This window comes from Halopolyspora algeriensis (genome assembly GCF_003337235.1).
Lineage (GTDB): Bacteria > Actinomycetota > Actinomycetes > Mycobacteriales > Pseudonocardiaceae > Haloactinomyces > Haloactinomyces algeriensis.
This window is the reverse complement of record NZ_QPJC01000022.1, coordinates 9,870-33,444: the sequence shown is the minus strand read 5'-3', so window position 1 is coordinate 33,444 and position 23,575 is coordinate 9,870. Positions and strand designations below refer to the sequence as shown.

At 67.7% G+C, this 23,575-nt stretch carries 30 protein-coding genes and 2 tRNA genes; 21 read left to right on the top strand and 11 right to left on the bottom strand.

Going from position 1 to position 23,575, the window contains the following annotated elements:
- Window positions 1–302: 302 nt before the first annotated feature.
- On the top strand, window positions 303–1,259 hold the full coding sequence (pip, locus tag DFQ14_RS21035) for a prolyl aminopeptidase (protein ID WP_114455075.1): 957 nt from the start codon (window positions 303–305) through the stop codon (window positions 1,257–1,259).
- A gap of 142 nt (window positions 1,260–1,401) precedes the next feature.
- Here the strand turns inward: pip and DFQ14_RS21030 are convergent, their stop codons facing one another.
- Window positions 1,402–1,833: a DoxX family protein gene (locus DFQ14_RS21030; protein WP_114455070.1), complete on the bottom strand. Its 432-nt coding sequence runs from the start codon at window positions 1,831–1,833 to the stop codon at window positions 1,402–1,404.
- A gap of 36 nt (window positions 1,834–1,869) precedes the next feature.
- A complete protein-coding gene (locus DFQ14_RS21025; RefSeq protein ID WP_114455074.1) occupies window positions 1,870–2,625 on the bottom strand; it encodes a dioxygenase family protein in 756 nt (251 codons plus the stop codon).
- 116 nt (window positions 2,626–2,741) lie between these two features.
- Between DFQ14_RS21025 and DFQ14_RS21020 the strand changes: the two genes are divergently transcribed.
- On the top strand, window positions 2,742–3,209 hold the full coding sequence (locus DFQ14_RS21020) for a MarR family winged helix-turn-helix transcriptional regulator (RefSeq protein WP_114455069.1): 468 nt from the start codon (window positions 2,742–2,744) through the stop codon (window positions 3,207–3,209).
- 82 nt (window positions 3,210–3,291) lie between these two features.
- Here the strand turns inward: DFQ14_RS21020 and DFQ14_RS21015 are convergent, their stop codons facing one another.
- Window positions 3,292–3,903, bottom strand: a complete 612-nt coding sequence (locus DFQ14_RS21015) for a TetR/AcrR family transcriptional regulator (protein WP_114455068.1) — start codon at window positions 3,901–3,903, stop codon at window positions 3,292–3,294.
- Window positions 3,904–4,007: 104 nt separating this feature from the next.
- On the opposite strand from DFQ14_RS21015, the gene DFQ14_RS21010 reads away from it, so the two are divergent.
- From DFQ14_RS21010 to DFQ14_RS20995, 4 genes are all read left to right on the top strand, one after another.
- Window positions 4,008–4,880, top strand: coding sequence for an oxygenase MpaB family protein (locus DFQ14_RS21010; protein WP_114455067.1), 873 nt, complete (start codon window positions 4,008–4,010; stop codon window positions 4,878–4,880).
- A 539-nt stretch (window positions 4,881–5,419) separates the two neighbouring features.
- The gene (locus tag DFQ14_RS21005; RefSeq protein ID WP_246195880.1) at window positions 5,420–6,079 is read left to right on the top strand and encodes a L,D-transpeptidase; all 660 of its coding nucleotides are present in this window, start codon (window positions 5,420–5,422) and stop codon (window positions 6,077–6,079) included.
- Window positions 6,080–6,172: 93 nt separating this feature from the next.
- Window positions 6,173–6,613, top strand: a complete 441-nt coding sequence (locus DFQ14_RS21000) for a hypothetical protein (RefSeq protein WP_246195881.1) — start codon at window positions 6,173–6,175, stop codon at window positions 6,611–6,613.
- 111 nt (window positions 6,614–6,724) lie between these two features.
- Window positions 6,725–7,426, top strand: a complete 702-nt coding sequence (locus DFQ14_RS20995; protein WP_114455065.1) for a methyl-accepting chemotaxis domain-containing protein — start codon at window positions 6,725–6,727, stop codon at window positions 7,424–7,426.
- 57 nt (window positions 7,427–7,483) lie between these two features.
- On the opposite strand, the gene hisC is transcribed toward DFQ14_RS20995, so the two are convergent.
- A complete protein-coding gene (gene hisC, locus DFQ14_RS20990) occupies window positions 7,484–8,539 on the bottom strand; it encodes a histidinol-phosphate transaminase (protein WP_114455064.1) in 1,056 nt (351 codons plus the stop codon).
- Between the two features lie 257 nt (window positions 8,540–8,796).
- On the opposite strand from hisC, the gene DFQ14_RS20985 reads away from it, so the two are divergent.
- From DFQ14_RS20985 to DFQ14_RS20970, 4 genes are all read left to right on the top strand, one after another.
- Window positions 8,797–9,498 (top strand): dienelactone hydrolase family protein, encoded by a 702-nt coding sequence (locus tag DFQ14_RS20985; RefSeq protein ID WP_114455063.1) that lies wholly within the window; start codon window positions 8,797–8,799, stop codon window positions 9,496–9,498.
- A 158-nt stretch (window positions 9,499–9,656) separates the two neighbouring features.
- On the top strand, window positions 9,657–11,642 hold the full coding sequence (locus tag DFQ14_RS20980; RefSeq protein WP_114455062.1) for an acetoacetate--CoA ligase: 1,986 nt from the start codon (window positions 9,657–9,659) through the stop codon (window positions 11,640–11,642).
- A 121-nt stretch (window positions 11,643–11,763) separates the two neighbouring features.
- Window positions 11,764–11,849, top strand: a tRNA-Ser gene (locus DFQ14_RS20975).
- Between the two features lie 40 nt (window positions 11,850–11,889).
- A tRNA-Arg gene (locus DFQ14_RS20970) sits at window positions 11,890–11,962 on the top strand.
- On the opposite strand, the gene DFQ14_RS20965 is transcribed toward DFQ14_RS20970, so the two are convergent.
- Window positions 11,952–13,187 carry a site-specific integrase gene (locus tag DFQ14_RS20965; RefSeq protein ID WP_158546741.1) on the bottom strand — a complete coding sequence of 412 codons (1,236 nt, stop codon included), beginning with the start codon at window positions 13,185–13,187 and terminating at the stop codon, window positions 11,952–11,954. The genes DFQ14_RS20970 and DFQ14_RS20965 overlap by 11 nt on opposite strands.
- Before the next feature lie 163 nt (window positions 13,188–13,350).
- On the bottom strand, window positions 13,351–13,899 hold the full coding sequence (locus DFQ14_RS20960) for a hypothetical protein (protein WP_114455060.1): 549 nt from the start codon (window positions 13,897–13,899) through the stop codon (window positions 13,351–13,353).
- Between the two features lie 108 nt (window positions 13,900–14,007).
- On the opposite strand from DFQ14_RS20960, the gene DFQ14_RS20955 reads away from it, so the two are divergent.
- From DFQ14_RS20955 to DFQ14_RS20915, 11 genes are all read left to right on the top strand, one after another.
- Entirely contained in the window at window positions 14,008–14,211 is a 204-nt protein-coding gene (locus DFQ14_RS20955; protein ID WP_114455059.1) for a helix-turn-helix transcriptional regulator, read from the top strand.
- The gene (locus DFQ14_RS20950) at window positions 14,208–14,423 is read left to right on the top strand and encodes a helix-turn-helix domain-containing protein (protein ID WP_114455058.1); all 216 of its coding nucleotides are present in this window, start codon (window positions 14,208–14,210) and stop codon (window positions 14,421–14,423) included. Before DFQ14_RS20955 ends, DFQ14_RS20950 begins: the two co-directional genes overlap by 4 nt.
- 146 nt (window positions 14,424–14,569) lie before the next feature.
- Window positions 14,570–14,773: a hypothetical protein gene (locus tag DFQ14_RS20945; protein ID WP_141921420.1), complete on the top strand. Its 204-nt coding sequence runs from the start codon at window positions 14,570–14,572 to the stop codon at window positions 14,771–14,773.
- The gene (locus DFQ14_RS20940) at window positions 14,770–15,006 is read left to right on the top strand and encodes a hypothetical protein (RefSeq protein ID WP_114455056.1); all 237 of its coding nucleotides are present in this window, start codon (window positions 14,770–14,772) and stop codon (window positions 15,004–15,006) included. The genes DFQ14_RS20945 and DFQ14_RS20940 overlap by 4 nt, the downstream gene beginning before the upstream one ends.
- On the top strand, window positions 14,999–15,343 hold the full coding sequence (locus DFQ14_RS20935) for a hypothetical protein (RefSeq protein ID WP_141921421.1): 345 nt from the start codon (window positions 14,999–15,001) through the stop codon (window positions 15,341–15,343). The genes DFQ14_RS20940 and DFQ14_RS20935 overlap by 8 nt, the downstream gene beginning before the upstream one ends.
- A 50-nt stretch (window positions 15,344–15,393) precedes the next feature.
- Window positions 15,394–16,914, top strand: a complete 1,521-nt coding sequence (locus DFQ14_RS20930) for a YfjI family protein (protein WP_338072643.1) — start codon at window positions 15,394–15,396, stop codon at window positions 16,912–16,914.
- Entirely contained in the window at window positions 16,911–17,051 is a 141-nt protein-coding gene (locus tag DFQ14_RS21950) for a hypothetical protein (protein ID WP_158546739.1), read from the top strand. Before DFQ14_RS20930 ends, DFQ14_RS21950 begins: the two co-directional genes overlap by 4 nt.
- Window positions 17,048–17,206, top strand: a complete 159-nt coding sequence (locus DFQ14_RS21945) for a hypothetical protein (protein ID WP_158546738.1) — start codon at window positions 17,048–17,050, stop codon at window positions 17,204–17,206. The genes DFQ14_RS21950 and DFQ14_RS21945 overlap by 4 nt, the downstream gene beginning before the upstream one ends.
- Window positions 17,203–17,490: a hypothetical protein gene (locus DFQ14_RS20925; protein ID WP_114455053.1), complete on the top strand. Its 288-nt coding sequence runs from the start codon at window positions 17,203–17,205 to the stop codon at window positions 17,488–17,490. Before DFQ14_RS21945 ends, DFQ14_RS20925 begins: the two co-directional genes overlap by 4 nt.
- A gap of 65 nt (window positions 17,491–17,555) precedes the next feature.
- Entirely contained in the window at window positions 17,556–18,359 is an 804-nt protein-coding gene (locus DFQ14_RS20920) for a hypothetical protein (RefSeq protein ID WP_114455052.1), read from the top strand.
- 166 nt (window positions 18,360–18,525) lie between these two features.
- Complete coding sequence (locus tag DFQ14_RS20915) at window positions 18,526–18,813, top strand: hypothetical protein (protein ID WP_114455051.1); 288 nt, start codon at window positions 18,526–18,528, stop codon at window positions 18,811–18,813.
- Between the two features lie 778 nt (window positions 18,814–19,591).
- On the opposite strand, the gene DFQ14_RS20905 is transcribed toward DFQ14_RS20915, so the two are convergent.
- The 5 genes from DFQ14_RS20905 to DFQ14_RS20890 all read right to left on the bottom strand — a co-directional run bounded on the left by DFQ14_RS20905 (window position 19,592) and on the right by DFQ14_RS20890 (window position 23,266).
- A complete protein-coding gene (locus DFQ14_RS20905) occupies window positions 19,592–19,822 on the bottom strand; it encodes a hypothetical protein (protein WP_114455049.1) in 231 nt (76 codons plus the stop codon).
- Between the two features lie 139 nt (window positions 19,823–19,961).
- Window positions 19,962–22,049, bottom strand: coding sequence for a zonular occludens toxin domain-containing protein (locus DFQ14_RS20900; RefSeq protein ID WP_246195882.1), 2,088 nt, complete (start codon window positions 22,047–22,049; stop codon window positions 19,962–19,964).
- Between the two features lie 67 nt (window positions 22,050–22,116).
- The gene (locus DFQ14_RS20895; protein ID WP_114455048.1) at window positions 22,117–22,839 is read right to left on the bottom strand and encodes a hypothetical protein; all 723 of its coding nucleotides are present in this window, start codon (window positions 22,837–22,839) and stop codon (window positions 22,117–22,119) included.
- The gene (locus DFQ14_RS21940; RefSeq protein ID WP_158546737.1) at window positions 22,836–23,012 is read right to left on the bottom strand and encodes a hypothetical protein; all 177 of its coding nucleotides are present in this window, start codon (window positions 23,010–23,012) and stop codon (window positions 22,836–22,838) included. The genes DFQ14_RS20895 and DFQ14_RS21940 overlap by 4 nt, the downstream gene beginning before the upstream one ends.
- Window positions 23,009–23,266 (bottom strand): HC3 family zinc finger protein, encoded by a 258-nt coding sequence (locus DFQ14_RS20890; protein ID WP_114455047.1) that lies wholly within the window; start codon window positions 23,264–23,266, stop codon window positions 23,009–23,011. Before DFQ14_RS20890 ends, DFQ14_RS21940 begins: the two co-directional genes overlap by 4 nt.
- Window positions 23,267–23,575: the final 309 nt, after the last annotated feature.

Sequence of the window (23,575 nt, the reverse complement as noted above, 5' to 3'; positions counted from 1 at the left end):
GCCGGCATCTGGCACAACTGGGCCACCGACACACCCCGCAAACGATCACTAATCGCCTACGACCACTAACACCAGCTTCACGGAATCATTCATCTAGCAGGCCGCCCTCCGCGGCGGCCGCTACAGCCGTACCGGCCATCGATCCTTGATCAAGCCGCGCTGCGCGGCAGCTCGTCAGCAGATGGCCACCTTCCTCGTCGACCGTCTCTCTCGAAAGCTCTCTCGCAAGGACGCGGTCATGGCCGATGTGGTCGGGGAGTTCAGCGCGCTCGGCCGGTTCCGGCCGGTGTGACAATGTGCCGATGGGTGAGCGATATCCGGCGGTGGAGCCCGACGAGCACGGCATGCTCGAGGTCGGGGACGGGCAGGAGCTGTACTGGGAAATCGTCGGCAACCCGGCAGGTGTCCCGGCGGTTTTCCTCCACGGCGGTCCGGGAAGCGGGTGCACGGCCGGGACGCGTCGGTACTTCGACCCGCAGGCCTTCCGGGCCGTGCTGTTCGATCAGCGCGGCGCCGGCCGCAGTCGCCCGCTCGCCGGTGACGTGGGGGCGGACTTGTCCACCAACACGACAGCCCATCTGGTCGAGGACATGGAGCGGCTGCGTGACCACCTGGGCATCGAGCGGTGGGTCGTGGTCGGTGTGTCCTGGGGAGTCACGCTCGGGCTGGTCTATGCGCAACGGCATCCGGATCGGGTGCGCTCCATGGTGCTCGCCGGTGTCACCGCAGGGACGAAGCGCGAGATCGACTGGATCACGCAGGACATGGGCCGCGTCTTTCCGCAGCAGTGGGAACGGTTCGTTTCCTGCGTTCCGGAGCGCGAACGCGGTGGGGACTTGTGTGCCGCGTACGCCGCCATGCTGGCCGACGACGACCCGCAAGTGCGCGAGCGCGCGGCTCGCGAGTGGTGCGCCTGGGAGGACACCCACGTGTCGCTGATGCCCGGCTGGGCGCCCAACCCGAGATATGCGGACGCGACGTTCCGCCTGACCTTCGCGCGGCTGGTCACGCACTACTGGAGCAACGGCTGCTTCCTGGACGACGACGAAATCCTCCACAACATGCACCTGCTCGAGGAAATCCCCGCCGTGCTCATCCATGGTCGCTACGACATCTCAGGACCCCTGGAGACCGCATGGCGACTACATCGGGCATGGCCGAGCAGCACGCTCGTCGTGCTCGACGACGCCGGACACGGAGGAGAGACCTTCCTCGACCAGCTCATCGCAAGCCTCGACTCGCTGCGCACCTCCTCGTGACCCGTCCGCGGCCGGGTCGTGCCGGGCCGGGTGTCGAATGCCGCCGATTCCGCAGCGGTGAGCAGGCAGAACGGGCCCGGCGGCGACAACGCCACCGGGCCCGCTTCTCGTTCGTGTCGGTTCTCGTCTCGGCAGGGCGCGCTCAGGCCGGGGTGGGCTCCCGATCCGACCTGCTCAGGGCCCGGTCGAGTGTGAACGAACCGCCGTTGAAGCCCAGCGCCAGCGCGGCCACGGCGAGCACGAGCACGTACTCGAATCCGCCGCCGGAGACGAACAGCCCGTTGCCGACATGGACGAACAGCAGCGCGCCGACCATGGTGGCTGCGAGCAACAGTCCGGCGAGGGGCAGCGCCGCTCCCGCCAGCAGGGCGAGACCACCGAGGGTCTCGATCAGGGCCGCGACCCAGGCGGCGAGCCCGGGCAGGGGGATGCCCATGCCCGCGAAGGAGGAGGTGGTGCCGCCGATGCCCCACTGGAGGAATTTCTGCAGCCCGTGCGCGATGAACACCACTCCCACGGCGATCCGGGCCAGGAGAAGTATCAGGTCACGGACTCGGTTCGGTGCCTGCGGCACTGCTGACTCCTTTCGTTGTCGTGCCGGTCGTGTGGGTCAGCCGAATTGCACGGAGCGTTTGGCCAACCCGTGCCAGAAGCCGTCGATGGCGGTCTTCTGGTCGTCCAGTTCCTCTTCGGCGGCGCCGAGGGTGACGAACAGCGGCGCGAAATGTTCGGTGCGGGGGTGGGCGAGCCGGCCGGCGGGTGCTTTCTCCCGGAAGTCGAGGAGCGCGTCGATGTCGCGGGACTGCAGAGCCTGCTTGCCCCAGTCGTCGAACTCGATCGACCAGTTCGGGGTGGTGGGTGAGCCCAGGGCCTGGAGGTTGTGGGTGAAAAAGCCGCTGCCGACGATGAGTACGCCCTCGTCGCGCAACGGCGCGAGGAGGCGGCCGACGTGCACGAGCCGCTGTGGCTGCAGGCTCGGCATGGATATCTGCAGCACGGGAATATCGGCCTCGGGGTACATCTCCACCAGGGGCACGTAGGCGCCGTGGTCGAGACCGCGATCGGGGTGGTCCTGCACCGGCGTGTCGGGGCCGTGCAGCAGGGCACGCACTCGCGCGGCCAGTTCCGGGGCGCCCGGGGCGGGGTACCGGACCGTGTAGTACCGCTCGGGGAAACCCCAGAAGTCGTAGACCAGGGGGACCGTCGTGGTGGCTCCGACCGCCAGCGGCGCTTCCTCCCAGTGCGCGGAGACCATCAGGATCGCCTTCGGCCTGGGCAGGTTCCGGGACCACTCGGCGAGCTGCCGGGTCCACACGGGGTCGTCCGCCAGTGGCGGAGCTCCGTGGCTCAGGTAGAGCGAGGGCATGCGGTTCGGCGTCGTGGTGGACACGGTCGGTGCTCCGTCGGTCGCTTGGTTCAAATTTGAACGACGTGCTCATCGTACAAGGTGGTTTGAATTCGAACAAAACCTAGGATGGGGGCATGACGGAACCGCGGTGGTTGGATCAGCAGGAGATGGCGGCCTGGCACGCCTTCCTCGAAGCGAGTCACCTGGTCGCACGCCGCGTGGAGCAGCAACTCCGGGAGCGGGAGGGGCTGTCCCACCCGCAGTACGAGATCCTGGTCCGGCTGTCGGCCGCTCCGGAGGGGGAACTGCGGATGACCGAGCTGGCCGACCTCGTGGTGACGTCGAAAAGCGGTCTGACCTATCAGATCGGCAAGCTGGAGCAGGCCGGACTGGTCCGCCGCCGTTCATGTCCCGGTGACGACCGTGGCGTGTACGCCGTTCTCACCGAGAGCGGGCGCCGCAAGCTCGACAGGGCCGCCCCCGGCCACGTCGATCTGGTCCGCTCGTCCCTGATCGACGTGCTCACCCGGGAGCAACTCGAGTCGCTCGCCGACGGCTTGAGCACGGTGACCCGCACGCTTCGCACAAGGGATCGGGGCTGACCCGGGCGACGGGAAAGCCGCCGCCCGGCCGCTGCGTGCCGGTGCCGGACGCCGGCAGCACCGCGGGAAATCCTCCGGTGTGTCAGTGCACCAGGGGAACCAGATACCGGCGGGCGAAACGGCGCAGGTCCTCATCGGTGTCGAGTTCGATGCTGCTGTCCTCGGTGACCACGAACGACACCACGATCCGTGCCATGATCTCCGCGATCTGGACCGGATCGAAGGCACCGTTGTCCGCCAGGCGGATGTGTTCGGCCAGGTATTCGCGCGCCACAGCCAGAGCCGTGTCCGCACGGACGGTCAGGTAGGGCAGCACTTCCTCCGGCTCCACCTGCAGCAGTCCGCCCACGAGAGGGTGGCCGCGGCCGTAGCGCAGGGCGAAGACGAACCCCTCGACGATGCGTTCGTCGAGGGCCTCCACACCGGTGATCGCGTCGTCGAGCGCGGTCAGGCACCGCTGGCATTCCCGCAGCAGCACGGCCTCGATCAGGGTGGCCTTGTTCTCGAACCGCCGGTAGACCGTCACGCGCGACACTCCCGCTCTGCGGGCGATGTCCTCGACGGTCGGGCGGCGCAGCCCCATCTCGCTGAAGCAGGCCAGCCCGCCGTCCAGGATGCGCTCCGCGAACGCATCTCCCGTGGAACTCTCGGCGGCCGCGGCTCGCGCGAACAGTGACTCGACGTTGGCACTCATGACGAGTCGAACGTTACCTGATCGATCCGCACGATCGGCGTATTGGCAGATACAGAGATACAAATTTAGTATCCCTGTATCTGCAGAGTCGGGAAGGAGTCGAAGTGACCGCCACCGCAGACCATTCGCCCCAGCACGCGGCCACCGACACCGGGTTGTTCGGTCCGGGCTCGGTGACCTGGCGCATTCACACCGACCCGGCCATGTGGATCGCGGCGTTCAGCGCGCTCGCCCTCCAGTCCCTGCACCCGCGGACGATGTGGGGTACCTACCAGAACTCGGCGTTGTTCCGGCGCCGTACGGCACTCGCACGCCTGTTCCGCACCGCAGACTTCGTCGCCACCCGCACCTTCGGCAGCACCGAGGAAGTCCGCGAAGTCGGCAGCAGGGTGCGCCGCATCCACGCTGCGCTCACCGGCGTCGACGAGCGCACCGGCGAGCGGTTCCCCGTCGACGACGAGGAGAACCTCCTGTGGGTGCACTGCGCCGAGGTCTACCCCTACCTGCTCGTGGCCCGTGCCTGTGGGATCCCCCTCACCGACGCCGAGGCCGACGGGTACTTTGCCGAGCAGCGCCGGTCCGCCGCCGTCGTCGGCCTCGCCCCCGAGCGTGTCCCCGGGTCGGTGGCCGAGATGGAGGAGTACTTCCGTCGGATGCTTCCCGAGCTGCGGCTGACCACCAGCGCGCGCCGGGGCATGCGGATGTGGATGAACACTCCCGCGCCCAAGCGCCTCATCGCGCTGCGGCTTGTTTACCCGCTCCTCGGGGTGCTCGGCGTCGGGTTGCTGCCCGGATGGGCACGTCGGCTGTACGGGTTGCCCGGGTCGGGGATCACCGGCCGGGCCCTGGAGGCACTGATCCGGTGGTCGGCGCGCCTGACCCGGGCGGTCATGGTACGGCTTCCCGAGCGCTACACCGGCACCGCGGAACAGGTCCGGCAGGTCCGTCGAGCCAAGCGGATCATGCGGGAGAACTGACCCCGAAGGTATGAGAAATTGTCCCTCATTCGAGTGGACAATTTCTTTACTCTTCGGAGGCATCTCGTGATCCCCTGAATCCCCCAGAAGCTCCGGAGAAGGCGTTTTCCCTGGTGAATGGACCCTTCCTCGGGGTTGTCCCGCTCGTTACAGCTCCGGATCCCTCCGCTTGTTCACCGGCAGGCTCCGGGATAACGTCCGCGCGACATCCGATCGATGGTGATCGATGTCGTCGTGCGAATCGGTTCGTGCCGCAGTCGTTCCGGGTTTTCCTGTCGCTTCCGACCCGGTGCGAACTGCGGTGCGAACTGCCGTAGAGCGAAAAGGCGGTCAGGGACAATCTCATGGAGCTTCCGAGAATCCCCCTGCGTCGGAGAGGTTCCGGCCGGATTCGGCGTGCCTCGGTGGCGCCGGCGATTCTCGGTGTCCTGCTGCTCGGCCTGGTGGGTGGGTGCTCGAATGTCTCTTCGGCACCGCCCTTACGGGAGCAGAAATCCGAACCCGCGCCGGTGCAAGAGGACACACCGGTGCAGGTGGACATGTCCACGTTGCCGGAGGCAACCACCTTCGGCACTACTCCGGAAGCCCCTTCGGATTCCGCGCCACAGCGGAAAACCGAGGGTGTGGTCTTGCATGTCAAGCAGGAAGTTCCGGTCTACGATGCTCCGGAAGGCAGCGCGATCGCACGGCTGCCCGCGACCCAGTTCAAGTCACCGAGCTGGCTGCCGATCATCGCCGAGCGCGGTGACTGGGCGCGCATCCTGCTGCCATCACGCCCCAACGGTTCCACCGGTTGGGTGCGGTCGGGGACCGCGAAGGTCGAGAAGGCATACACGCCCTATGTGGTCACCGTCGACGTGGAGCAGCGGCGAGTGGTGGTTCGGAAGAATGACCGGGAAGTCGGATCGTGGACGGTCGGAGTGGGATCTCCGGGAACCCGGACCCCGAAAGGCCGTACTTTCATCCTGGCTTCCATTCGGGAAACGGTGACGGACTTCAGTCCGATCATCCTTCCCCTGGGCACGCATTCGGAGACTCTGACCACCTATGGCGGTGGACCGGGAACGGTCGCGTTTCACGGTTGGCCGGATCCGAGTGTGTTCGGCACGGCCAGCAGTGATGGTTGTGTCCGGGTCCCGAGCGATGCGTTGCACCTGTTGAAGTCACTACCGCTCGGCACGCTGGTTCTGGTGCGCTGAAGCGGGTGTGTGGCGATTGTCGGGAATTACCGGTGAAAAAGGTATCCCGTTGCGGTAAGTAGGCCGAATACCGAGAACGAAGGAAGTGTGAAAGTGGGTAAGAAGACGTACTTCGTGGGCGCCCTCGCCGCGACCGCAGGTTTGGCAATGGCGGGTACCCCGGCGTTCGCCGACAGCTCCGACAACGACGGCATCAACATCGGCAATGACAACAACGTCAGTGTCCTGCCGACGCAGCTGTGCGGAAACAACATCGCCGTTCTGGGGGCCGTCTTGCCGATCGGATCGCCCCAGCACAACAAGTGCGTCAATGCTCCGATCGTCGACCACCCCAAGACGGAGGACAAGGACGACAAGGACAAGGACGACAAGGACAAGGGCGACAAGGACAAGGGCGACAAGGACAAGGACAAGCACAAGGACGACGACAAGGACAAGCACAAGGAGAAGGAGAAGCCGGCGGGCCCCCGTAAGAACCTGCCTGCCGCACCCACTCCCGAGGCCGTGGCCGGGCACGCAGCGGTGACCGGCTGAGGTACCACGCGGAGAGCGCCCCGTTTCCCGACTGCCGTGTGAGCCGGGAAACGGGGCACTGCTGCGTGTCGGATGGTGGCCCCACGCCGCGGCTGTCGGCACAGTGGGGACATGTTGATCGGTATCCCCACACCCGGCGAAGTCGTCGGCATGGCGAAGGCCACGGTCGGATGGGCCGTGAACTCCGCCGCCACCGTCGGGACGATCCCCGGCCGCGTCATCGGTCTGGTCGATGGATCGGAGACGCTGCTGAGCCGAGTCCACGAGACCCTTGATCGAGTCGAGGAGCTCGTGGAACGAACGGCGAGAACGGTCGAGGAGGCCGAGGAGGTGCTCGGGAGATCCCGGACCGCGGTCACATCGGCCGCCGAGGTCGTGGAGGATGCCGTTCGCGTCTCGAGCTCCGTCGACACGGTGGTCGAGGAGGCGACCCGCATCTCCGAACGTGCTTCCTCGACCATCGCACAGGCGGGCCGTGCCGCCGATACGGTGGAGAATTTGCTCTCCGCCTACGAATCCACCGCGCGCCGCGCCGCACCGATGGTCGAAAGATTCGTCAGCGAGCTGTCCTCCCAGGAAGTCGATGCGGCGATCCGGCTTGTCGACGAGCTCCCGGTACTCACCGAACACGTGCTGACCGACATCCTGCCGATCCTGCGCACGCTCGACCGGGTCGGCCCGGAAATCCACGAGCTGCTGGAAGTGACCCACGACGTGCGCAGGGCCATCGTGGGCATTCCCGGATTCCGATACTTCCGTCGCCGCGGCGAGGAGCAGGTGGACGAGGAACAATCCGACCAGCTGTCGCCGTGAGCGGGAATCGCCGGTCCTCGAGATCGTTGCCGGGCCGGGGGCCGGCCCGGCCCGCGCTCAAGCCGCCGGGAAGGACTTCGCGGCGGCGAGGAAGGCGTCGTTCTCCTCCGGTGTGCCGATGGTGACGCGCGCGCCGGCATCCTCGAACGCGCGCACCACCACACGGTTGTCCAGGCAGTGCTCGTTGAATTCCGCTGTACGCGCGCCCAGCGGCAACCACACGAAGTTCGCCTGTGTTTCCGGTACCGCGTAGCCACTGCCGAGGAGTTCGCCGCGGACCCGGGAACGTTCGGCGACCACCTCGTCGCAGCGTGCCTTCAGTTCCTGCTGCGACTCCAGCGAGGCGACGGCCGCCTCCTGGACGAGCGCGTTGACGCTGAACGGGATGTAGACCTTGCGCAGCGCCTCGGCCACCTCGGGCGGAGCCACGGCATAGCCCGCCCGCAGACCGGCCAGGCCGTAGGCTTTCGAGAAGGTGCGCAGGGAGGCGACGTTCTCGCGTTGCTGTGCCAGTTCGACGCCGTCGGGAGCCTCCGGGTCGGTGACGAACTCGCGATAGGCCTCGTCGATCACCACGAGCACGTCGGAGGGGACCGAGTCGAGGAAGCGCTCCAGCTCGTCCCGCCGCAGGGAAGTACCGGTGGGGTTGTTCGGCGTGCACACGAACACCATCCGCGTCGCCGGAGTGATCGCCGCCGCCAATGCGTCGAGGTCCAGTGCGTGCTCCTCGGTCAGCGGTACCCGGACCTGACGGGCACCGGCGACCTGGGTGATGATCGGGTACGCCTCGAACGAGCGCCACGGGAACACGACCTCGTCGTTCTCGGTACAGGTGGCCTGCACGAGCTGCTCGCACAGGGCGACCGAACCGCAGCCGACGGCGATCCGTGCCGCATCGACGTCCAGCCGTGCCGCCAGCGCGTCGACCAGCTTCGTCGCTGCTATGTCCGGGTAACGGTGCACCTCGGTTGCCGCGCGGTTGATGGCCTCGACAACGCTGGGCAACGGTCCTGCGGACACCTCGTTGCTGGCGAGCTTGATCGACCCCGGGACGGTGCGCCCGGCAACGTAGGCGGGCAGCTGGTCGAGATCGGCACGGGTGCGCACGCTCATTGACGACTCCTCGGTTCACGGGCGGCGGATTACGCCGTACCCGGAAGGTAACCGGTCCCGGCAATCTCCGGAATGCCCGGTGGAGGCCTACCGGCGACGGAGGTGTCCGCGGCGCGCACCGTCCTCGGCTGTACGGACATATTGCCCCGGTTGGGCCAGTGCGCGACGTGATGTCGCTTACTCGACACCGTATGGCGCTCATCCGTCCGGATGAGCGCGTTGACTTCCGTTCACCCGGGCATGGTTACCTGCACGGTATGACCCAAACCCGGACCGAGACGGTCGCGCTTACTGACGGTACCCAGCTGCGCTTGACTGTGGCCGAACCGGACAACGTGGTACGTGGCGGGCTCGTCGTTCTGCACGAGGCGCGAGGCGTTACGGACCGGGTGCGCCTGTTGGTCAGCGGATTCGCCGAGGAAGGCTGGCTGACCGTCGCCCCGCATCTCTATCACCGGGACGGCACCGATGAGTTCGGTGATCACGACGGCGATGATCGAGTCCGAGACCAGGTGCAACGACTTTCCGGCGAGTCCGTCCTGACCGATACCGATGCCGCCTTCGTGTGGTTGGCCGACCAGGGCCTCGCCGAGCGGCAGGGCATCGTCGGGTTCGACATCGGAGGTACTGCCGCGCTGGTGGTGGCCGCCAGCCGCAGCATCGGTGCGGTGGTGACGGTCGGGGCAGGGGGCGTTCTCACCCCGCTGTCCGAGACGTTGCCGCCACTGATCGAGGTCGCGGAAGAGATCACCTGCCCGTGGCTCGGGTTGTACGGAGAACGGGACGAGCACATCCCGGCCGAGGAGGTCGACAAACTCCGCGAGACCGCGGAAGGCGCCGGGGTGGTCACCGATGTGGTGCGCTATCCCGAGACCGATCACCGCTTCGACACCGATCCGGCAGCCGCCGGCGAGGCGTGGCGGCGTGCCCGGAACTGGTTCGACCTGCATCTGCGCTGATCCGGGTGCACGCTGACGTCGGTCGGGGGATCGCTGCCCGGACTGCTCGGTTGTCCACAGGTGAGGTGGATGGGTGTGACCTCCCCACACCGGCACGGCCGGGGAAAGCTGAGCACTGCCTGTGGCACGTGACCCCCCTTGTGGGTTAGGAAACACCCATGACATCAAGCACCCATCCCGATTCCACGCCCGAGCTGTTGTGGCAGCCGTCGCCGGAGCGTGTGGAGGCCAGCCGGATGGCCCGGTTCCGTGGCTGGCTGCGTGCACAGCGCGGTCTCGATCTGCCCGACTACCAGGCGCTGTGGCGGTGGTCGGTGTCCGACCTGGAGGGCTTCTGGGGCGCGCTGGCGGAGTTCTTCGACGTCGATTTCCACGACCGCCCGCACCGTGTGCTGACCGAGGAGGTCATGCCCGGTGCCGAGTGGTTCCCCGGGGCCACGGTGAACTACGCCGAGCACGCCCTGCGCAACGGTCCCGGTAAGTCCGACGCGGACCTGGCGGTGGTCTTCGCTCGGGAGGACGGGGCCGGGGAGGAGATCACTTTCGGTGAGCTCCGCGCCCGGGTCGCCGCCGCCCGTGCCGGGTTGATCGAGCTGGGGGTGCGGCGTGGTGATCGGGTCGCCGCACTTGCGCCGAACAGCCCGGAGACGCTGGTGGCCTTCCTGGCTGCGGCGAGCCTCGGTGCGACCTGGTCGTCGTGCTCGCCGGACTTCGGGCTGCGCGCCGTCGCGGACCGTTTCGTGCAGATCGAACCGACGGTCCTGATCGCCGTCGACGGCTACGTCTACGGGGGGCGCAGCTTCGATGTGCGCTCCACGATCGACGAGCTGCGCGGGCAACTGCCGGGGCTCGGTGCCACGGTTCTGATCGACTACCTCGGCAACGGGGCGAGCCTGCCCGGCGCGACCGGCTGGGCCGAACTGTTGGATCGCCACCGGGGTGCCGAACTCGCGTTCGATGCCGTGCCGTTCGACCACCCGCTGTGGGTGCTGTACTCCTCGGGGACCACGGGGCTGCCCAAGGGCATCGTGCACGGCCACGGTGGCATGACGCTGGAGCACCTCAAGGCGATCGGGCTGCACTGTGACCTCGGCCCGGGCGACCGCTTCTTCTGGTTCACCACCACCGGCTGGATGATGTGGAACTTCCTGGTCGGGGGTCTGCTCGCCGGGGCGACGGTGGTGCTGTACGACGGCAGCCCGGCGCATCCGTCGATGACGGTGCTGTGGGAGCTGACCGAGCGGTACCGCGTGAACTACTTCGGGACCTCGGCGCCCTACATCCAGGGATGTCTCAAGCAGGGCCTGCGTCCCAAGGAGAATCACGATCTCTCCGCGCTGCGCGCGGTCGGCTCGACGGGCGCACCGCTGACCTCGGACGGTTTCCACTGGGTGGCCGATGCGGTGGGTTCGGACGTGCAGATTGCGAGTGTCTCGGGCGGCACCGACCTGTGCACCGCGTTCGTGGGGGCCTCCCCGGATGTGCCGGTGTGGATGGGCGAGATCTCGTGCCGACTGCTCGGTGCCGCCGTGGCGGCCTATGACGAGCGGGGCAGCGAGCTGCACGGCGATGTCGGGGAACTGGTCATCACCAAGCCGATGCCGACCATGCCCGTGTTCTTCTGGAACGACCCCGACGGCAGCCGCTTGCGTGAGGCCTACTTCGACACCTTCCCCGGCATCTGGCGGCACGGGGACTGGGTCAAGATCACCGAGCGGGACACCCTGGTGATCTACGGCCGCAGTGATTCCACGCTGAACCGGGGCGGTATCCGGATGGGTACGGCCGAGTTCTACCGCGTCGTGGAGGGCTTCGATGCGGTGCTCGACTCCCTGGTGATCGACACGTCCGGCGCCGGCGAGACCGACGGAGAGTTGCTGTGCTTCCTCGTGCTGGCCGAGGGAACCGAGCTGGACGAGATACAGCCGGATCTGGCCGCGCAGCTACGTAGCCAGCTCTCGCCCCGGCACGTGCCGAACCGGTTCATCGTGGTCGATGAGGTACCGCACACCCTCAACGGCAAGAAGCTGGAGGTGCCGGTCAAAAAGATCCTCGCCGGGACCGCACCGGAGCGGGCCGTCAGCCGGGACGCCTTGCAGAACCCCGAATCGCTGGCACCGTTTGTGCAGTTCAGCGCTGGATAGCCGAGCTGAACGGCCGGCAAGGGGCGGATCGCCGGCCCTTGCCGGCGGCAAAATCGACCCCCCTTTGCTCGCCGCTCGGGCCGGTGTGTAGTCTTTTCCCCGGTGGCCGTGAGGACTACCCGGAGGCTTCGCCTAGTGGCCTATGGCGCCGCACTGCTAATGCGGTTGGGGCATCCCCCCTCCCGGGTTCGAATCCCGGAGCCTCCGCAGAGGCCTCGCCGTGAGGCGGGAGCCTATAATTGAACATGCGCCCGTAGCTCAACGGATAGAGCGTCTGACTACGGATCAGAAGGTTTGGGGTTCGAATCCCTACGGGCGCACGTCTGGTCGAGACAGCTTGGAACCCCCGGTGCGCTGGGGGTTTTTTGCTGTCCGGGCCCCGTTCGGCGTCTCGCTTGTGATCGCCGCCGAGCCCGTATCGGCCCCTTGTGGTCGCATTGTGGTCGCATCTGCTTTCAACACCTCCCTTGCAGCCGTCTCGTTACGCCGCTCCGCGGCCGCCGCATCGAGTGCCCCACCCATCGCATCGGCGGCCGCGTGTGCCGTCTCGCGGGAGTGGTGACCGTACAAGTCTGCCGTGATCCCAACTTGGGCATGGCGGAGCGTCTTGGATACCACCGACAGGGGGATACCGGAAGCGAGCATCAACGTCGCTGCCATGTGCCGCAGATCGTGCAGCCGCACCTCCGGCAAGCCCGCCTCCCGGCTGATCTCTCGGAAGCGCTTGAGTACGTACTCTGGCCGCAATGGCGCCCCATTTTCTCGTGAGAACACGAGATCGTCGTCTTCGTAGGCTTCCGCCCACTCGGCCCGCTCGACCGCCTGACGCGCGCTCTGTGCCTTCAGCGCGTCCACCACCCGACCGGACAAGCCGACACCGGCTTTCGAGCCCTTCGTTTTCGGCACGGTGACCTTCAAGTGCCCGCCGACGCTGGACAAGGTGCGCCGCACGTGCAGCACCCGGCCCTCGATATCGACGTCCTGCCAGCGCAGCGCGAGCGCTTCCCCGCGCCGCAACCCGCACCCCATCAGCACCTCGAATAGCGGCCCGAGCCGGTCCTCCGCGGCGTGATCGAGGAACGTCACGGCCTGCTCGGCCGTCCACGGCTGGCGTTCGGAGCGCTCGACCGGTGGCAGCTCGACACCGGCCGCTGCGTTGAACTCCAGCCGCCGCCGGTCCACACCATCCTTGAGTGCCGACGAGAGCGTGGCCATGATGCGCCGGATGGTTACCGCGCCCCGACCGGCTGATTCGAGCTCGCCGACGAACTCGCGCACATGGTCGTGATGCAACCGTTCCACCTTGATGGCACCGAGCGCGGGCACGATGTCGAGCCGCACGTAACGCTCGTAGTTGAGGTATGTGGTCGGCTTAAGTATTCGCTGCTTGCCATCGAGCCAGCCGGCCAGGTAGTCGGCCACGGTCTGACGATCGTCCTGCCGGATGTTGCGCTTGTCCCGGTCGAGCACCTTGTTCAGCTCGCGCTTGGCGGCTTTGGGGCCGCTGAATCCGCTGCGTCGCATGGTCTTGCGCTTGCCGTCCACCGTGGGCAGATCAACCGCGAACGCCCACGTGCCGTGCTTGCTGTCCTCGGCCAGCTCGGGGCATGCCTTGCCGAGCTGCTTACCGTCCTCGCCGCGGCACGCACACCGCCGGTACACCCGTCCTTTATCGCTCATTCCTTGCCCTTCGTGGTGGTGTGTTCGTTCATGCGCCAGCCTTGCCCGGTCCTTCCGCCGGGCCGAGGAACTCCCGTTCGCGGGCTTTGGCAACCCACCGGTCAGCGGTATAGCGCGGCACCTCGAATACCTCTTGCACCGCCTTGGTCGGGGCGTCGCCGGCGGCCAGCGCGAAGCGGTAAATCTGGGATACGGCCCGTAGGGTTTCGGTGACCGGGCCAGCTTCCTTCATGCGGTCCCGGTCCTCCGTGCGCAGAATCCCGTTCGCCACTCGCGCTTCCGGCTCGTCGAAGGGCAGTTGCTCGTTGATGCTTGCCCGTACCGATCGGCGAACGAACTGAGCGACAACGATCGACCGCAGTGCCTCGCCTGTAACCGGTGGCCCTCCTGGGCGTTGTTCAACCCTCATATCGCTGACGCCCAGCCGCTCATTCTCCAGCTGTACGTGCAGGTGGACGTTGTAGCCGTGGTAGCCGAATGCGCGCACCCAGACCTGGTTGTAGAGCTCCAACCCGGGGGCTATCTCGGTCTTGCCCGATTCATAGACGGGCTCGTAGCGGATTCGGAACTCACTCATACGCAACAGACTCGCACTGTTCGCATGGTTACGTCAAACCCACCGCTTTGGTGCTGTGGTTACGCATAGCCACTTGCACCGGTCGGATGAATGTGCAATGGTTTTGACATGACCACAGCACCGAGCGAGGCGAGCAAGAGCCTGCACCGGTTCTTGTCGCCGAAGGAGCTTGCCGAGCATCTCGGCGTTTCCAAGCGAACGATCGATACCTGGCGTCAGCGAGGTGAGGGACCGCGGGCATACCGCGTCGGCCGCCACCTGCGCTTCTCGGTCGAAGACGTCGAAGCGTGGCTTGAGGAGCGTGCCGCATGAGTGAACACGCCGCCCGCCGGATCGCACGCGACGCCGGGCTCACCGTGTCGGTGGCCGAGGCGTGCACGGTCCTCGACATCAGCAAGGGCACCGGCTACGCGCTCATCAAGCGCGGCGAATGGCCTACGCGGACTCTCCGCCTCGGTCGACGTATCCGCATTCCAACCGCGGAACTGCTCGACGTGTGCGGCGTGAGCACTGATGCCGCATGAGCAGGCACAACGGCAGACCCAAGACACAAGAAAGCGGCGCCGCCCCCCGCCAAGGACACGGCACCGCCACCGAAACGAAAGGACACCTACTAATGCCTTCGCCGCTGGCCAGTATCCCCGAGCCCGGCACAGACGTGCAACCTGACGTGCCAGCGCTCATGGAGTCCGATGCGCGCACCGTCGACGGTGCCGCGATCACTTCCGAGGACTGGCTCGAACCCGACGGCCGTCGGCACGGATACCTCGCCGTCGACGGCACCGAGCTCGGCCCGCTCACGCCCGCGCAGATGCGCGAAGCAGCCGCGCAGCTCGTCGAGATGGCCGACGCCGCCGAGGGGGTGCAGTCATGACCGCCCCGCCTGAAGAGACCGCTACCGCCCGGGCCGAGGCCTTTGCCCCGGCCCCGGGCCGGTCCCGGTGGCTGCTGGCCGCCCGGTGCCCGTTCTGCGGGTTCACGCACTCGCACAGCGCCGAACGTTGGTTCGGTGGCCCGGTGCTGAAATCGCCGCGGTGCCGCCCGTGGCGCACCTACCGGGTGCAGGTCACCTCGGTCGACCTGACGGGAGGTACCGGCCATGCCTAGCACGGTCACGATGCCGGTGGAGCGCTACCGCGCCATGAAGGCAGACGCCGAGCTCGGCCGCATGTGGCGCGAGTGGCACGCCCGGATGCTGGCCGCAGACTCCGCGCACGACATCGCCGAGGCCGAACGGTGGGGCCACATCGCCCGGCAACCCTCGTTCGCCGAACTCCAGCGCCTACGCGGCGACACCGCCGCCCGTCCCGGCCCGAACCCGCTCGACGAGCTTTTCCCGCGGCCGCGACCACTGTCCGATGCCGAGCAGCGCCGAGCCTCGCTGATGCTCGATGCCGCACTCGGCGCCACCCGCCACGACGAAACCATGGAGGGCGCCGCGTGAAGCCGCCCGAACTTTCCACCTACGGCAAAGCGGCCACCGCACCGCAAACCATGTCGACAGAATCGACAGAACCCGAGTCAGGCATCGACTGGGGCATCCCGGAAACCATCGCCAAAAATGCCAAAACCCCGTTGCCGCATTCGGGGGAGCCTCGACCGCGTCGGCTTTGGGCCATGGTCGACGCCGTCGCCGAGGCGTACCAGGTGCCGCGTGACATGCCGCTCCTGCTGATTCTGGCAATTTTGGCAGCATCAGTAGGGGGTCGTCGTCGCGTGCGGGTCGCACCCGACTGGGCCGAAGTCTTGGCGGTCTACACGGCCGTTGCCCTCCCTTCCGGCGAGCGCAAATCTCCCGTGCTCAAGGCGCTACAGACGCCACTGCTGGAGTTCGAGAAGCAACTCGCCGAGGAGGAGGCCCCCCGGGTGGCCCGTCAGCGGGCACTGCGAGACACGCGTGCCAAGGCAGTGGAAAAGCTCAAGAACAAGGGCGACACGTCCGCCTCGGCGCTGGCCGACCTCGACACGGCCGTGCAGGAGCTCGAAGGCACCGACATCCCGGCCATGCCGCGGCTGCTGGCCGACGACTCCACCCCGGAAGCCATGGCCAGCCTGATGGCCGAACAGGGCGGACGCCTCGGTGTGCTCTCCGCCGAGGGTGGCCTGTTCTCCATCCTGGCCGGTCGCTACACCAACGGCGTGCCCAACCTCGACTTGGTGCTCAAGTCCTGGTCGGGCGACTTCTGCCGCGTCGACCGCATGTCACGCGAACCGGTCACCCTGTCCGAGCCGGTACTGTCCATCGGCCTGGCCGTGCAGCCCGACATCCTCGCCGGACTCGCCGAGGCCAAGCAGTTCCGAAGCACGGGACTGCTCGCTCGCTTCCTGTACGCGCTGCCCGAGTCACTGGTCGGCAACCGCAAGTCCGAACCGGACCCGGTGCCCGAACAAGTGGCCGCCGACTACAGCGACGCCGTGAAGAACCTGGCCACCTCGGTGCGCTCCAGCGACGTCGCCGAGATGAAACTGTCCGAACCGGCCCGGGCACTGCTCAACGAATACCGCGACCAGATCGAACCGCGGCTACACCCGGAACGCGGAGACCTTGCCAATATTGCCGATTGGGCCGTCAAACTCCCGGGCCAGTTGGTGCGGGTCGCCGCCCTGTTCACCTTGTTCGACCACCCGGACGCCACCGACGTCGACGAAGTCGCCATGTGCGAGGCGTTGGAACTCGCGCCCTACCTGGTCGGCCACGCCTCGGCCGCGTTCGACTCGATGACCGGACGCCGTAGCCCGCTGGAACCGGCCCGGGCGGTGCTGCGCTGGATTCAGCAGAAGCGCCTCGACAAGTTCACCGTCCGCACGGCGTGGCGGGAACTGTCCGGGCAAGCGTGGGTCGGCGGCACCGACGACATCCGCGAAGCGATCGCCGACCTCGAAGAACACGGATGGGTTCAGCCGGAACCCCAGCCCGACAAGCCCAAGCGCGGCCGCCCCAGCGAGCCGTACTTGGTCAACCCGGCCGCCCATTCTGGCAATTTTGGCAGCACTCCGAGGGGTGGTCAGTCATGAGCCGCAAGCAGTGGGGTGACCGCACCTGCACCGAGTGCGGCCACCCCAGCGGCCGCAGACGCTACTGCGGCCCGTGCGATCCCACCCGAGCCGGCCGCGAGCACCGCGACAAGTACGCCCAGGAGGCCCGCTCATGAGCCTCGTCGACCTGGCGATTCTCGCCGCAGCGTGTGGCCTGTTCACCCGCCACCAATACGAGCGCGTGCACTACCTGCGCGCACTCGCCCAGACCTTCGGCCACCCGGCCGGAACCGTCCCAACCGGACACAACAAGGAGGAAGCCCAGCCATGAGCACGTATCGCGTCACCGCGCCCGGCGGTGCGGTTATCAACGGCCCGCACCAGCTCGATCAGCCCGAAACCTTCTGGTGGGTCGAAGGGGTGGCCTACCTCGATGACGACACCTACGAGCGGCACCGGGCCTACTTTGCCCGCGCCGGCTACACCGTCGAGCCCGGCCAGGTGCGCCCGGTCGAGCACGAGCAGGCCGTCGCCGCCATGCAGGCCCAGAAGGTCACGCGGCACGCCGCCGCGGTGCAGGACGCCAACGACGCGCCCCGTATCGCCAACCGCTGACACACCCACCCGCCGGGCCCGCGGTGTGCGGGCCCGGCCCCGATCCGCAAAGGAGAACCGCAACCATGCCCAGCAACGCCGTGCGCATGTCTCAGAAAGCCGCCACCGACCTCGCCCAGCGTGGCGAGCGCGCCGCCCAGCTTCGCGCCCAGCTCGCCGCCAAACTCGACACCATCCGCAGCGACGAGCGTCTCTCCGAGCAGTACAAGGCCCAACTCATCGAGCAGGCCCGCGCCGAATACACCGACAACGCAGCCCGGTTGCGTTCCCTGCTTGACAGCGACCGCGAGACCATGCTCACCGCGGCCGCCGAGCTCGACCGGCCCGGCGACGTCAACGCCCAGCTTCTCGCCGAAACCCGCCAGCAGCGCGCATGGGACCGCGCCCGCCCCATGCTCGACAACGGCCGCACCTGGCGGTCCGTGCTCGCCGAGGCCGAGAAAGCCGGCGACACCGACACCGTGCAGGCACTCGCCGCCGAACTGCCCGCCTACTTCGAAGCCGGCCGCAGCATCACCGGCGGCATGCAGGGCAACGCCGACCAAGCTCTCGACCAGGACAACGCCACCCGCATCCTCCGCGGCGCCGTGGCCCGCACCCTCGGCAACGACAACGGGCCCGGCACCGCCGCCCGACTCCGGTTGCAGGCCGAAGCACACGCCCCGGTGGTCGAGGCCCAGCTCGACCGGCTCGACCGTGAAATCTCCGGCCAGCGCGCCGGAATCGGCGACGCCATCGCCACCCACTACGCCGAACAGAACCGCGACGCGACCCTCGGCGAACTCGACACCACACCCACTGGCGACAGCTCGACCGGCCCCCGCACGGGCAACCTGAACACCGCCATCGCCAACCAATACGCAACCTGACCCGCACCACCCGCCCGAATGGCCCGGCCCAACACACCAGGGCCGGGCCACTCGGCCCGCACAGGCCAACACAGCGCCCGATGAGAAAGCCGCACAGCTACCGCGCCCGCGACCGGACGATGCGGCCCCGTGTGCACGCGCGCGGGAGACAAGACAGGAGACACCCGTGAAGCTCGACTCCAAGGCCCTCGAATGGCAGCAGCGCGTCACCGAGGAAGCCGCCCGTCACAAGTGGACGGTCTACCGGCAGAGCCACCCGCGCCACCGCGAGCGCGACCCGTCCATCGTGCTCGTGCGCGCCGACCGCGTGATCCTGGCGTATCTGCGCACCAACTCACGTCGCGACCGGCAGCCCTTCACCGGCCGATTCGACGAGGCGCCCGGCATGGAAATCTACGTGTGGCACCCGACCGACTGGGCACAAGTCAGAGCCGAACTCATGGTGCCCGCCTGACGGTTCGCACGTGCGCACCCCAAAAACGCGCGTGAGGCAGGGGAGGCCCCATGGCACCCACCGTCGCCGAAGTCCAGACCGCCGTCCGCGAGGGCACGGCCGTCGGTTGGGCCATGCCAGTCGGCGGCCGAACCCGTACGCCGGCGAGCCGCTGTCCCGTGGAAATGGCACGGGCTCACGCTCGCCGAGCAGCGCCAGGCCGAGCGCGACCAGTAGCACCGCCGCATCCTCGCCACCACGTGGCAAGCGGCTCGGCGTCGCGCCCTCTACGAGCGTTTCGCGGATGTCCAAGTCCAAGGCAGCCATGACCGCCTATTGATCGTGCGACTCGTCGACCAACTGAACGTTAAGGACCTGCTCGTGAGCTGGCTGGTCATGCACCCATACATAGGGCATCGCGGGGAAGTTGAGCACGAGACACGAACCCGTTGCTTCATTCCGCACGACGCGCACGTGGCCACTCGCGCTCCACTCGCCAATCCTTATTGCGAGGTCTTCGATCGAACCCAACGTCGCTAACGAGCAGGGAAGCTCCGGCGCATCGACGTATACGAGACCTTCATCATTGCTCATACTGCGAGTGCACCACATCATGGCCGATCCGCAATCGGTGAATCCGTCCTCCCCAGTGCGACCACAACGCGACCACAGGGGATATCTACACTGCTCACGTATGGTGCAGTCTGATCACAGATCAGACGGTTATGGCCCTGATTCGGGCCCGGACAGCAAACGGCCCGGCCGGATCGCACTGGCCGGGCCGTGGTCGTGTCGAGGGTCAGCGTCGGTGGGCACGCATCCAGTCGAGCACGTGCCGACCGAACCGCAGTTGCTTACCGGAGCCACCGCAGACACGGCAGCTTCTCCAGTAGCGGGCACTTGGGGAGCGTTTCTTGCCGCCGGAGCAGCTCTTGCATGCCTTGTACGGCCAGATGGCCGCGGCGAGCAGGTGGCCGACGCCGAGGATGAGAGCGGTCAGTACGAGCGCGGTAGTGAAGTCGAGATCCATGAACAGTCACCTTCATTGGATGAGATCGCGCATGCTTCGCTCATTTGCGGTATGCGCTGGGGAAGTGAGCGAATGAAGACCGGTGCGGCCGGTGCCGGAACGGGCCCACACAGGGACTTTCAGGCACCGGCCCAGGCGGTCATTCGGCGTGCAGTGCGGCCCGTACGGCTTCCGGGTCGATGGGGTATTGCCGGTCGGTGCTCGGTACGCGGATGCCGTGCTCGCCGAGCGCGTCGACCAGGTCGCGGATCTTCCACCCGCTGTAGAAGCTCCAGCGCGCCGCGAGCGCCTTGACGACTTCTCCGGCCCGAGCCACGTCGGTGCCGGTCACTTCGAGTACGTCGGCCAGCAGTTCGCGACGCTCGGCCGGCGCACCCTCGGTGCGGATGCTGGCCTTCTCGCGCAACTCCATAGCCCGCTTGACCACGGGTGTGACCTGGTCCTGGCCGTCCTCGGCGCGCTTCACGTGGTGCGCCCGGATCAGCCCGGGACGGTTGGCGAACCCGGAAGCCATGGCCGTGCCGATGTCCTCGCCGGGCACCAGCGACGTTGCGGTTACGCCCTGTTTGTGCGCGCCGGTGCCGAGGATGGCGTCGTTGCCCTGGTGATCCCCGATGGCGAAGCACACCCGGTGCGACGTGGTCTTGGCCAGGTCCCGCGGCAGCGAGTCGGCCGAGGGTGCCGGAGTGACGAACACGAGCGTGATCCCGGTCTTGCGCGCCTTGGTCATGACCTTGATGGCCAGCTCTTTCGCCTCTTTGCCGTGCTCGTCGTGCCGGAACAGTTCCTGCACCTCATCGAACACGACCACCCGCGGGCGCATGCGCGGGTCGGCCTCGGCCAGCTTGCGGTTGTTCTTGGTCTCGCCGGCCTCCTCCAGCAGCCGGCCCCGCTCGGTGACCTCGGTACGCAGCTCGCGCAACTTGTCCATCGCCGCACTGATCTGCTCGTCATCGTCGCCCTTGACCAGCTCGCGCAGCCGCGGCCGCATCGGGTCGTAGTCGGCGTTGAACGCGAGCACGTGCACGTCGATGTCGACCAGCGGATCCAGCATCGCGCCCAACACCAGGTTGACCACGATCGACGTCTTACCCGAGCCCATGATCCCGGCAATGCCGTAGTTGGCCGCCATGAGCTTGCCGGTCACCACGTCGCCACGCTGATCGACGGCCACCGGCACACCCCGGAAGTAATCCGCGGCGCCGGACTTCAGCAGCGGCCACGGATCCACCGGCTTGCGCAGGATGCCCTGATCGGCCACCCACAGATCGAGCACCCCGGGCTGGTCGTGCGGCTCGGTCGGCCAGACCTCCACCGGCAGGCGTACGAGGTTGTGGGCGAGCACGTCCTTCTTCTCGGCGAGCATGCCCACCGTCACCCCGGGCGGCAGTTCGAGCTGCGTGCGCCACCCTTTGCCGTCGCGGCCGGTGCCCAGCACCCACCGCGGACTCCACCCGTCCCGAAATGCGCGGTTCAGCGCGGGCAGGCCCAGGTTCTTGAGCGCGCCGAGGATGGCACCCTCATCCGGTACCGCCTCCCGGCCGGTCGGCTCGGCCGCCGGCTCCAGCCACCGAGGCGGATCGGCACGGCCACCGGCCGACCACGCGGCCAGCAACAACGCCGCCGGCCCCGCGACCACGGCCACCCAGAACACGACGGTGGCCACGCTGATGCCGGCCTCGGCCAGCGCGTGCAGCGTGGCCCAGTACCCGTTCCAGTCGGTGCCGCCCTCGGCCACCTCGGCGCCGATGCCGCCGACGACGAGCATGGTCGTACCCGCGGTGAGCCCACCGGTGGCCACCTTGGTCAAGCCCCACACGGTGTGCGGCAGCTCCCGCAGGGTGCGTGCCCGGGCCGCCTTGGCCTGCTGGAGCCGGTCGTGCCACTCGGCCACCGCGGCCACGTCACCGGCTGCCCGGGCCCGCTCGATCTGCTCGCGCAGGTGCGCATGCGAGGCGCCACGAGTGGCGCGCTTGGCCAACGTGCCGGCCCCGGTAGCGACCCGGTAGCCGTGCCGAGCGGTAGCACGGGCCGAGGACGCCGCCACCGGCCCGGCACGGCGAGCGGCACCCGACACGCGCTTGCCGGTACCGGCCAGGGCCCGCGGAACCCGGCCCGCTTCCGCCTTGGTGGTTTCCGCTTCCGGTTCCGGTAGCGCTTCCGGTCGGAGCGGAACGACGTCCGCCTCGATCGGTTCCGGTTCCGGCTGGGGATGCATGATGGACATGTGTTCCTCCTGTGGGGACACGGCCCGGCCGGGAGGATTGGTAGTCGGCCCGGCCGGGCGCTGGGGATTACTTCTCGACGGCCACCAGGTGCGGCCGCTCGGCCTTGACGGCACGGATCTGGGCACGGCCCCAACTATCGGAGCGGCCGAACCGCTCGCCGAGGGCTTTTCCGCTGATCACCTCGCCGGAGCGCAGCAGCTCGCGTGCCTGCTCCCGCGGGTCGTCCGCCTCAACGTCCGGCGCGGTTTCCGGCTGTACTTCCGCTTCCGGTACTTCCGGCACGGCTTCCGATGCGAGCGGTTCCGGTTCCGGTAGCGCTTCCGGCTCGGGCGGTACGGGTGCGGGTTCTGGCATTTTTGGCAATGCCTCGACCGGCTCGCCGGAAGTCTCCGGTCCGGGTTCTGTCGATTCTGTCGATACGCTCGCCGGTTGCTCGGCCAGCGTCAGCGCCACCATGTGCGAGAGCACCCACGCCAGCACCACCGGCCCGGCACCGACCGCCACCGCCGCCGGAGCAGGCAGCAGACCGGACTCCAGCGCGTGCCACGTGTTCAATCCGAGCGCGGTGCCACCGGCCAGGAACAGCGCCACCCACGACCACCGCCGGGTAGCCGCCACGGCCGCGCTGGTGACCTCGTGCAGGGCCAGCAGCGTGCCGAGGTCGAAGGTCAGGGCGAACACCACGGCGAAGCCGTCACCGAGCAACGGCGCAACCGCGGCCACCTGGCCATTGAACGACAACGCCAACGCGCCGATGGTCACCGCGAACAGTCCGATACGCCGGATCATCGGGCCTCACCGCCCCGGCCTTCGTAGGCCTCCGTGAGCTGCACGGCCGCAACGAGGGTGTCCGCATACGACTTCGTGTGTGCCTGCTCGTCGGCCGGGCGCTGGTAGCCGTGCCGCTCCAGCACCCCATACAGCTCGATCAGCAAGCCGAACGTGAACCGCTCATCGCTCATGCCTGCTCACCGCCCGAGGGGTGCTCGGTGCCGTGCACCAGGCGCCACGCGCCGGCCACACACTCCGGGCACGAAGTCCACAGCCATTCGACTTCGCCGAGCCCGCGGCGCACCTCGAGCGGCTCGCCGCACAGCGCGGCGACTTCCGCGCCCTCGGCGTAGTAGTCCGGTCGGTAGGCGTGCCGAGTGCCCTCGTGCGGCTGCCACATCACGGGCGGCTCATGCCTGCCCACAGGGCCGATATCGTTGCTCATAGCCGGTACCTCCAATACCGGTCAGGGCCCGGCCGGTGGTGGAGTCACCGCGTCCGGGCCCGCCTTCATTTACTGGCGGGGTAGTGGTCGCAATGTGGTCGCATACAGCGCGATCTCTGCTGTTTCGAGAAGCGACCAGATGAACAGAAAAGGGGATTTGACCAGCGTCAACGTGACTCGGGAGAACGCGCCGAAACACTGCTGATCTCTCTACGGATCAGAAGGTTTGGGGTTCGAATCCCTACGGGCGCACGTCTGGTCGAGACAGCTTGGAACCCCCGGTGCGCTGGGGGTTTTTTGCTGTCCGGC

Coding starts and splice junctions, on each gene's coding strand:
- pip (WP_114455075.1), top strand. CDS start 303: ATGGGTGAGCGATATCCGGCGGTGGAGCCCGACGAGCACGGCATGCTC.
- DFQ14_RS21025 (WP_114455074.1), bottom strand. CDS start 2,625: ATGCCCTCGCTCTACCTGAGCCACGGAGCTCCGCCACTGGCGGACGAC.
- DFQ14_RS21020 (WP_114455069.1), top strand. CDS start 2,742: ATGACGGAACCGCGGTGGTTGGATCAGCAGGAGATGGCGGCCTGGCAC.
- DFQ14_RS21015 (WP_114455068.1), bottom strand. CDS start 3,903: ATGAGTGCCAACGTCGAGTCACTGTTCGCGCGAGCCGCGGCCGCCGAG.
- DFQ14_RS21005 (WP_246195880.1), top strand. CDS start 5,420: ATGTCCACGTTGCCGGAGGCAACCACCTTCGGCACTACTCCGGAAGCC.
- DFQ14_RS20995 (WP_114455065.1), top strand. CDS start 6,725: ATGTTGATCGGTATCCCCACACCCGGCGAAGTCGTCGGCATGGCGAAG.
- hisC (WP_114455064.1), bottom strand. CDS start 8,539: ATGAGCGTGCGCACCCGTGCCGATCTCGACCAGCTGCCCGCCTACGTT.
- DFQ14_RS20985 (WP_114455063.1), top strand. CDS start 8,797: ATGACCCAAACCCGGACCGAGACGGTCGCGCTTACTGACGGTACCCAG.
- DFQ14_RS20980 (WP_114455062.1), top strand. CDS start 9,657: ATGACATCAAGCACCCATCCCGATTCCACGCCCGAGCTGTTGTGGCAG.
- DFQ14_RS20960 (WP_114455060.1), bottom strand. CDS start 13,899: ATGAGTGAGTTCCGAATCCGCTACGAGCCCGTCTATGAATCGGGCAAG.
- DFQ14_RS20955 (WP_114455059.1), top strand. CDS start 14,008: ATGACCACAGCACCGAGCGAGGCGAGCAAGAGCCTGCACCGGTTCTTG.
- DFQ14_RS20950 (WP_114455058.1), top strand. CDS start 14,208: ATGAGTGAACACGCCGCCCGCCGGATCGCACGCGACGCCGGGCTCACC.
- DFQ14_RS20940 (WP_114455056.1), top strand. CDS start 14,770: ATGACCGCCCCGCCTGAAGAGACCGCTACCGCCCGGGCCGAGGCCTTT.
- DFQ14_RS20935 (WP_141921421.1), top strand. CDS start 14,999: ATGCCTAGCACGGTCACGATGCCGGTGGAGCGCTACCGCGCCATGAAG.
- DFQ14_RS20930 (WP_338072643.1), top strand. CDS start 15,394: ATGTCGACAGAATCGACAGAACCCGAGTCAGGCATCGACTGGGGCATC.
- DFQ14_RS21950 (WP_158546739.1), top strand. CDS start 16,911: ATGAGCCGCAAGCAGTGGGGTGACCGCACCTGCACCGAGTGCGGCCAC.
- DFQ14_RS21945 (WP_158546738.1), top strand. CDS start 17,048: ATGAGCCTCGTCGACCTGGCGATTCTCGCCGCAGCGTGTGGCCTGTTC.
- DFQ14_RS20925 (WP_114455053.1), top strand. CDS start 17,203: ATGAGCACGTATCGCGTCACCGCGCCCGGCGGTGCGGTTATCAACGGC.
- DFQ14_RS20920 (WP_114455052.1), top strand. CDS start 17,556: ATGCCCAGCAACGCCGTGCGCATGTCTCAGAAAGCCGCCACCGACCTC.
- DFQ14_RS20905 (WP_114455049.1), bottom strand. CDS start 19,822: ATGGATCTCGACTTCACTACCGCGCTCGTACTGACCGCTCTCATCCTC.
- DFQ14_RS20900 (WP_246195882.1), bottom strand. CDS start 22,049: ATGTCCATCATGCATCCCCAGCCGGAACCGGAACCGATCGAGGCGGAC.
- DFQ14_RS20895 (WP_114455048.1), bottom strand. CDS start 22,839: ATGATCCGGCGTATCGGACTGTTCGCGGTGACCATCGGCGCGTTGGCG.
- DFQ14_RS21940 (WP_158546737.1), bottom strand. CDS start 23,012: ATGAGCGATGAGCGGTTCACGTTCGGCTTGCTGATCGAGCTGTATGGG.
- DFQ14_RS20890 (WP_114455047.1), bottom strand. CDS start 23,266: ATGAGCAACGATATCGGCCCTGTGGGCAGGCATGAGCCGCCCGTGATG.